Genomic DNA, 808 nt, shown 5'->3' with positions numbered 1-808 from the left:
GAGCTGCATCACCGCATAGGCCTTGACCGAGGGATTGTGGGCGTTGGTCAGGCCCATCGGCTTCATCGGGCCGTAGCGCAGCGTCTCGACGCCGCGTTCGGCCATGACCTCGATCGGCAGGCAGCCGTCGAAATAGGGCGTGCCTTCCCACTCTTTGAACTCGGTTTTCTGGCCCTCCAGCAGCGCCTGGACGAAGGCGAAATACTGGTCCTTGTCCATCGGGCAGTTGATGTAGTCCTTGCCGGTGCCGCCGGGACCGACCTTGTCGTAGCGCGACTGGAACCAGGCGGTGTTCATGTCGATCGTGTCGAAATGCACGATCGGCGCGATGGCATCGAAGAAGGCCAGCGCGTCGGCGCCGGTCGCCTCGGCGATCGACTGTGCCAGCGACGGCGCCGTCAGTGGACCGGTGGCGATGATCGCCTGGTCCCAGTCCGCCGGCGGCAGCCCAGGCACTTCCTCACGTTGGATGGTGATCAGCGGATGCGCTTCGATCTTCGCGGTGACCGCGTCGGAAAACCGGTCGCGGTCGACGGCCAGCGCGCCGCCGGCCGGCACCTGGTTGGCATCGCCGGCGCTCATGATCAGCGAGCCGGCCAGCCGCATTTCGGCATGCAGCAGGCCGACCGCGTTGTTTTCGGCGTCGTCGGAGCGGAAGGAGTTCGAGCAGACGAGCTCGGCCAGGCCATCGGTCTTATGCGCGTCGGTGCCGCGCACCGGGCGCATCTCGTGCAGCACGACCGGAACGCCGGCCTCGGCGATTTGCCATGCCGCTTCGGAGCCGGCGAGGCCGCCGCCGACGACTGGT

The 808-nt window shown here is 67.1% G+C and carries 1 protein-coding gene; it reads right to left on the bottom strand.

From position 1 onward, the window contains the following. Nucleotides 1-808 (bottom strand): methylenetetrahydrofolate--tRNA-(uracil(54)-C(5))-methyltransferase (FADH(2)-oxidizing) TrmFO (gene trmFO / locus EOA27_RS38545; RefSeq protein ID WP_127258977.1); only part of this gene is annotated, 808 nt, incomplete at both ends.

The organism is Mesorhizobium sp. M2A.F.Ca.ET.037.01.1.1, from assembly GCF_003998075.1.
GTDB lineage: Bacteria > Pseudomonadota > Alphaproteobacteria > Rhizobiales > Rhizobiaceae > Mesorhizobium.
This window is presented reverse-complemented; position numbering and strand designations above follow the sequence as displayed.